Origin of the sequence: Bradyrhizobium sp. AUGA SZCCT0182, from assembly GCF_018130185.1 — a bacterium.
Taxonomy (GTDB): domain Bacteria; phylum Pseudomonadota; class Alphaproteobacteria; order Rhizobiales; family Xanthobacteraceae; genus Bradyrhizobium.
The window spans coordinates 1-5718 of the sequence record NZ_JAFCLY010000089.1 but is presented as its reverse complement, the minus strand read 5'-3'; the positions used below and the strand labels follow the sequence as shown (position 1 = coordinate 5718).

Here is a 5718-nt window from a genome sequence, read left to right as displayed (position 1 = left end):
ACGAAGTCATTGAGTGACGCGGCGGACTTCTGCTGTTGGCACTTTTGAGACATGCCGACCGGCCCTGACGATGTCCGTTCACCGGGGTACATCGGAAGTCTTCGGCGGACGGTGAAAACGACGCTTTTGACCCGAAGCGGACCTCGGCGGCTGGCCGCACTCACCGATGCTGCGGAATAGCCGCCGAGCCACAAATTATTCGGCCTTTGCGCGCAAGAACTTCGCTACCTTTGCCCATTTTTCGGTTTCTTCGGCCATGAATCTTGCAAACTCGGCAGGTGAGCCCGCGACTACCGTTGCGCCCAGGTTGCCGAGGCGAGCCTTCACATTGGGATCAGCGAGAGCCGTGTTGATCTCCTTGTTGAGCTTGTCGACTATCTCGGGTGGGGTGCTCTTTGGCGCGCCGACGCCGTACCATCCGTTAGCCTCATAGCCCGGTACGAAATCGCCCATAGTCGGAATATCTGGCAGCGTTTCCGAGCGCGCGGCAGTGGTCACCGCCAGTGCCCGCAGCTTGCCAGCCCTGATGTACTCGATCGACGCGGTCGTAGTATCAAACGCGACTTGCACCTGACCGCCCATCAGGTCGCTCAGTGCAGGCGCCGACCCACGGTAGGGGACATGGGTCATGTCGATACCAGCCATCATCTTGAATAGCTCACCGGAAACATGATGCGGAGTTCCATTGCCGGGCGAAGCCATATTGAGCTTGCCCGGATGAGTCTTGGCATAGGCTATGAATTCGGGAACCGTTTTGATTGGATCCGAGGGATTCACCAGCATCACTAGGGGCACCCGGACGATACCTGCAACGGCCGTGATGTCGCGAAGAAACACGAAACTGAGCTTATCGTAGAACGTCTCGTTGATCGTGTTGCCGGCATTCACCAGCAGGAGTGTATGGCCGTCGGGCGCCGCCCTAACGACCGCCTCGGTGCCGATATTTCCACTGGCCCCCGGACGATTCTCTATGACAAATGGCTGGCCTAACCGCTCAGACAGCCATTGGGCAATCAGACGTGCAATGATGTCAGTTGCCCCGCCGGGAGGATAGCCCACGATCCACCGCACGGGCCGCGTCGGATAGGTTTGTGCCCATGCGATGGGCGATAAGACCGAAAGAGTAGCAGCACTCGCTGCCAGATGCAGAAAATGACGGCGTGGAAGTTTCATGTGCTGTCCTCCCAATTGAAATCGAACCGCTTGCAGTTGGCCTAGGGGATGCTGCTCTGCCCCCGAGAACTCGGCACCTTCGCTCCCCTCTTGCGTTCTTTAGGGAAGAGGCGCCGCTTCGATGTCGAGGCTCTGAACACGCTGCTGTATAGCACTTTCGAGAAAGTCCATCTATTATATGGCCATGGCAAAATTCATATCAGCGGGGATATGAATATGGAGCTGAGACACCTTCGGTATTTCATCGCCGTTGCGGAGGAAGGGCACATTACGAGGGCCGCTGAGCGGCTTGGCATGCAGCAACCGCCGCTTAGTCAGCGGATTAAGGCCATCGAACGCGAGCTTGATGTGCAATTATTTCGCCGCAAGGCGCGCGGTGTTGAGCTGACCGATGCCGGGCGTGCCTTCCTCGATAATGCCCGCGCGACGCTCGCGCACCTCGACCACACATTTGATGCAACACGGCGTACGGCGCGAGGCGAGCAAGGCAGAATCCGCGTAGGTGTTACGCCGACGAGTCCGTTTCATCCGTTTGTGCCACGTATCATTCGCGCGTTTCGCGAAGCTTATCCGCTGGTTTTCTTACGACTGGAGGAAAGGCTCGGCAATGAACTGATCGAACAGCTTCGAAATGAACGGATTGATGTGGCTTTCATCCGAACGCCCCTTGCCGATCCAGAAGGGCTTGCCGTCACGCCGTTGGTGGAGGAACCGATGCTGGTGGCGTTACCCCGCGCGCATCCGCTGGCTCGGGGCAGCGGCGGCAATGAGCCAGGACTTGCGTTGAAGCGCCTTGCGCGCGAAACTTTCATTGTTTACGGCCCGCCGGGGACGGCATTTCATGACTTGACGATGGCGGCATGCCGCGCGGCAGGTTTCAGTCCTCGCGTCGGGCAGGAAGCGCCTCGCATGACGTCGTCGCTTAACCTCGTCGCTGTCGGACTCGGCATTTCTCTCGTTCCGGCCTCCCTGCAGCATGTGCATATGGACGGCGTCGTCTATTGTCGTCTTAAGGGTCCCAACCAACCGAAGGCCATTCTGAACCTCGCATCGCGCCGCGGCGACCCTTCAGCCGTGGTTCGACATTTCTTGAATCTGGTTAGAGAAGCAGCGAAGAAAGAATAGTCCCAGGTCCGCATGTCCGGCTGCACCGCAGCAATTTGACAACTTTCTGGGGTTCTGCTGACGCCGTTCGGCCGGGCACGGAAACGGCGATGTGGTTCGAACATCGGTCGGTATAGTGTGTGCCGCCCTGGTGTGTAGATTCCTTGATCGGCCGCCATTCCTTATGTGAGGCGTCCTCGTGTCATCATCAATGCCGAGACCGGCCAGCCGTTTACGTACACGGACCCTTGCGTGAAGACCGATCCCCATATCGGCTACAACGAGGCCGCTGCAATTGCGACCCGCGAGGCGGTGAAGGTGCTCTTGCAGACAGTGTTCAGGCTCCAATGAGGCGCTGAGTAAAGGCCGAGGTCCGGAATTGGCACTTTTGCGACCTGGCGGGATGGTCCGGCAATGTCCGTTGTTCGGAGTAGACCGGAAGTCACCGGCTGATGGCCAAACCGACGTGAAGGCAGAGCCCAAAAGGCCGTTGGTGCTCGGGTCCTAGGACCCGTCTGGGAAGAGAAGGTCAAGAAGGGCGTTAACTTCTGCTTATAGCCTGAGACGCGCGTGGCTCAGGTATTGCCGGGAGCGCTGAGGCGCTGCAGTAGCCGAGCAGCGAGGCGCCTAAAGGGCCTCGAATTTGAAGTTCGTTTGGCGAGTTTCTGAGATTAGGGGTCCCGCGCAAAAGGGGACCCGTTTCTAGAAGTGACATACGGACGGGCGCCTGGGTCTCAGATGGCGTAACGTACGATCAGCACCGCAGCGCCAAGCAGCACTGACCCCGCCACCGGCACTCAAGCGCCACCGAGACGCACCCGGCCACCATCATCATGTGAGCTACTGCTAGGGTCATGGTGCGTTACCGGTTGCCGAACGGTCAAGGAGGTTCTTCACACTCATGGCGTGCCACTCGCCGCCTCGGGCCGTTGGGACACCTCTGGCATTCAAAGCAAGCAGCAAACGCGCCTTTACTCGGCGAATCTTAAATCGATTTGGGGGACAACGCCGAAATAGGGGTCCCGCAGAATAGGGGACCCATTGGCGATTGGAAGTAACCAATGTCGGGTGTCGAGGGCAAAGCGGACGTTCCGGCTATCTGCCTCGAAGACCGCCTTTCACCGGATTCGGACATAGGCACCTGGATTACTGCCGTCACCCCGAGGGATTACTTTGTCGGCCCGTGTGGTGCGGGCACGTGACCGCTTTTCGACCCGAGAAAGCACCTAGCGGAACAACCCATTGGTGTGATCTGATGCCATCGAATTGATCTTGAACATGGGGAGCGGCCTTGCCCGAAGAGCGTGTTCAACGGCGATTGGCGGCAATCTTGGCGGCCGATGTGGTCGGCTACTCTGCGATGATGCAACGTGCGGAGGAAGCCACCTACGCCGAGTTCGAGCGGCTCAAGCGGGACTTGATCGCGCCGAGCCTCTCCCGACACGACGGCCGACTGATCAAGACAACGGGTGATGGCGCGCTCGCCGAATTCGCGAGTCCCTTAGCCGCCGTGAGATGCGCGACTGAGATGCAGGATCATCTCGCCGAGGGGAGCGGTCCATTCAAGCTACGCATCGGGCTCAACCTTGGTGACGTGATCGTTGGGCAGGACGGCGACCTCTATGGCGACGGGATCAACATTGCTGTCCGGCTGGAGGGGATCGCCGATCCGGGCGGCATCCTGATGTCTGAAAAGGTCTACAGCGAGGTCGAAGGCAAGCTGGACGTTGGCTTCGAGGATCGCGGCGAGCAACAGCTCAAGAACATCTCCAAACCGGTCCGAGCTTACGCCGTCCGCGCGGGAGCGTATAGCGCGCCGACCGAAAGGCTAAGTGCGGCCCCTCCGCTCGCCGACAAGCTTTCCATCGCCATCGCCGTACTTCCGTTTGAGAACATGTCCGGCGATCCCGAGCAGGAGTATTTTGCGGACGGGATGGTTGAGGAGATCACTACGGCGCTTTCGCGGTTCAAGTGGTTGATTGTCATTGCTCGCAATTCGAGCTTCACGCTCAAAGGCAAAGCCGTCGATGTGAAGGAGATTGGGCGCAGGCTTGGCGTGCGCTATATCCTTGAGGGGTCTGTGCGCAAGGCAGCGGGGAAAGTTCGCATCGCAGGGCAGTTGATTGACGCGGTGACCGGCGCGCTCATCTGGGCGGATCGGTTCGAGCGCGACTTGACAGACGTTTTCGCGCTTCAGGACGAAGTGACGGTCGCCGTTGTCTCAGCTATTCAGCCAAAGATTATTCAAACAGAAATCGCAATGGCTGCGCGGCGGCGACCGGAGAACCTCACCGCCTATGATTTTTGGCTCCGCGCCATTCAGCAGTCTAGCCTAACGACCCGCGAAGGGTTGGCCGAGGCGATAAGGCTGGCCTGTCGCGCTTTGGAGCTGGACCCCGGGTTTGGCCGAGCCGCTTCTCTGGCAAGCGTCTTTCACCTGAGCAACGTCGTTTTGGGGTATTCTACCGATCCTCAATTCGAGTGCGAGGAAGCAGTGCGGCTTTCTCGCCTGGCATTGCGCATAGACGATGGTGATCCGAACACGTTAGCAAGGGCTAGCCTAGTCTCGGCGCTTGTGGTCGGCGATAGTGAAAGTGCGCTCGAAATGGCAGACCGGGCGGTCGCGCTCAACTCCAATTCATTTGACGCATGGTCCGCCAGAGGCTGGGTCTGTAGAGCTGCGGGGCTACCGCAGGAAGCGGTTCGGAGCTTTGAACGTGGCATTCGCATGAGCCCGATAGACCCCGCGATGTTTGCTGGGATGGGGATGGCCCTTGTTGAGCTTCGTCGCTTTGACGAGGCCATCGTCGCAGGAAGGAAAGCTCAGCGTCACAACCCGTCCCATCCGTTGGCTTACCTCTGCCTCGCGTCCGCTTTCGCCCATCTCGGATGCGACGCGGAGGCGCGTGAGGCGGCGGCGCGTCTGCTTGAGGTCAATCCCGCCGTTACAATATCTGGATGGATCGCTTGGGGCGGGCAATCAAACGCGCAGTTGGTGACTGATGGTCTTCGGAAGGCGGGGTTGCCCGAATGAACCTACGCGCACCCGCGCCGACGCGGTGATCGAACATTGACCGGTTTTTGTGCGGTGCATGAGTCCGAAACTGGCACAAAGCGTCAGTTTGCGCGGTGCAGGGCAATGTCCGGACTTGGGGGTAAAGCCGACTTGCCGGTTGCACGCCCGGACTTCTCGGTTTGACCAAGAACGGACTACGTGGCCCAAGCTCCGCTATCCGACTTGGGCTACTAATTCGGAACCCGAACGCCCCGCAGCCCGGCTTCGGCAATCGCTTTCTCTACCGTGCCATCGGACCGCATTCCGTTCACGAGTTCATCGACGGCGGGAAGCGCCGAGGCGGCTCGCTTGCGCACTCCGATTGCCATTTGCACGACGTTGAAACGCCCGGGCAACACCTGTGCTCCAGGCAAGGCGTCAGCAAT

At 59.3% G+C, this 5718-nt stretch carries 4 protein-coding genes; 2 read left to right on the top strand and 2 right to left on the bottom strand.

Annotated elements, in window-relative coordinates:
- Positions 1 to 195: 195 nt before the first annotated feature.
- Positions 196 to 1173, bottom strand: coding sequence for a tripartite tricarboxylate transporter substrate binding protein (locus tag JQ611_RS41160; RefSeq protein ID WP_211995925.1), 978 nt, complete (start codon positions 1171 to 1173; stop codon positions 196 to 198).
- 48 nt (positions 1174 to 1221) lie between these two features.
- Here JQ611_RS41160 and JQ611_RS41155 point away from each other — a divergent pair, with 48 nt between their 5' ends.
- On the top strand, positions 1222 to 2298 hold the full coding sequence (locus JQ611_RS41155; protein ID WP_211995924.1) for a LysR substrate-binding domain-containing protein: 1077 nt from the start codon (positions 1222 to 1224) through the stop codon (positions 2296 to 2298).
- A 1270-nt stretch (positions 2299 to 3568) separates the two neighbouring features.
- On the top strand, positions 3569 to 5311 hold the full coding sequence (locus JQ611_RS41150) for an adenylate/guanylate cyclase domain-containing protein (RefSeq protein WP_212468822.1): 1743 nt from the start codon (positions 3569 to 3571) through the stop codon (positions 5309 to 5311).
- A 212-nt stretch (positions 5312 to 5523) separates the two neighbouring features.
- Here the strand turns inward: JQ611_RS41150 and JQ611_RS41145 are convergent.
- A partial coding sequence (locus JQ611_RS41145; protein ID WP_409411342.1) for a hypothetical protein occupies positions 5524 to 5718 on the bottom strand: 195 nt, incomplete at its 5' end.

What these genes read in the sequence shown, in the direction of transcription:
- JQ611_RS41160 (WP_211995925.1), bottom strand. Translation starts at nt 1,173, where the DNA reads ATGAAACTTCCACGCCGTCATTTTCTGCATCTGGCAGCGAGTGCTGCT.
- JQ611_RS41155 (WP_211995924.1), top strand. Translation starts at nt 1,222, where the DNA reads ATGCTGCTCTGCCCCCGAGAACTCGGCACCTTCGCTCCCCTCTTGCGT.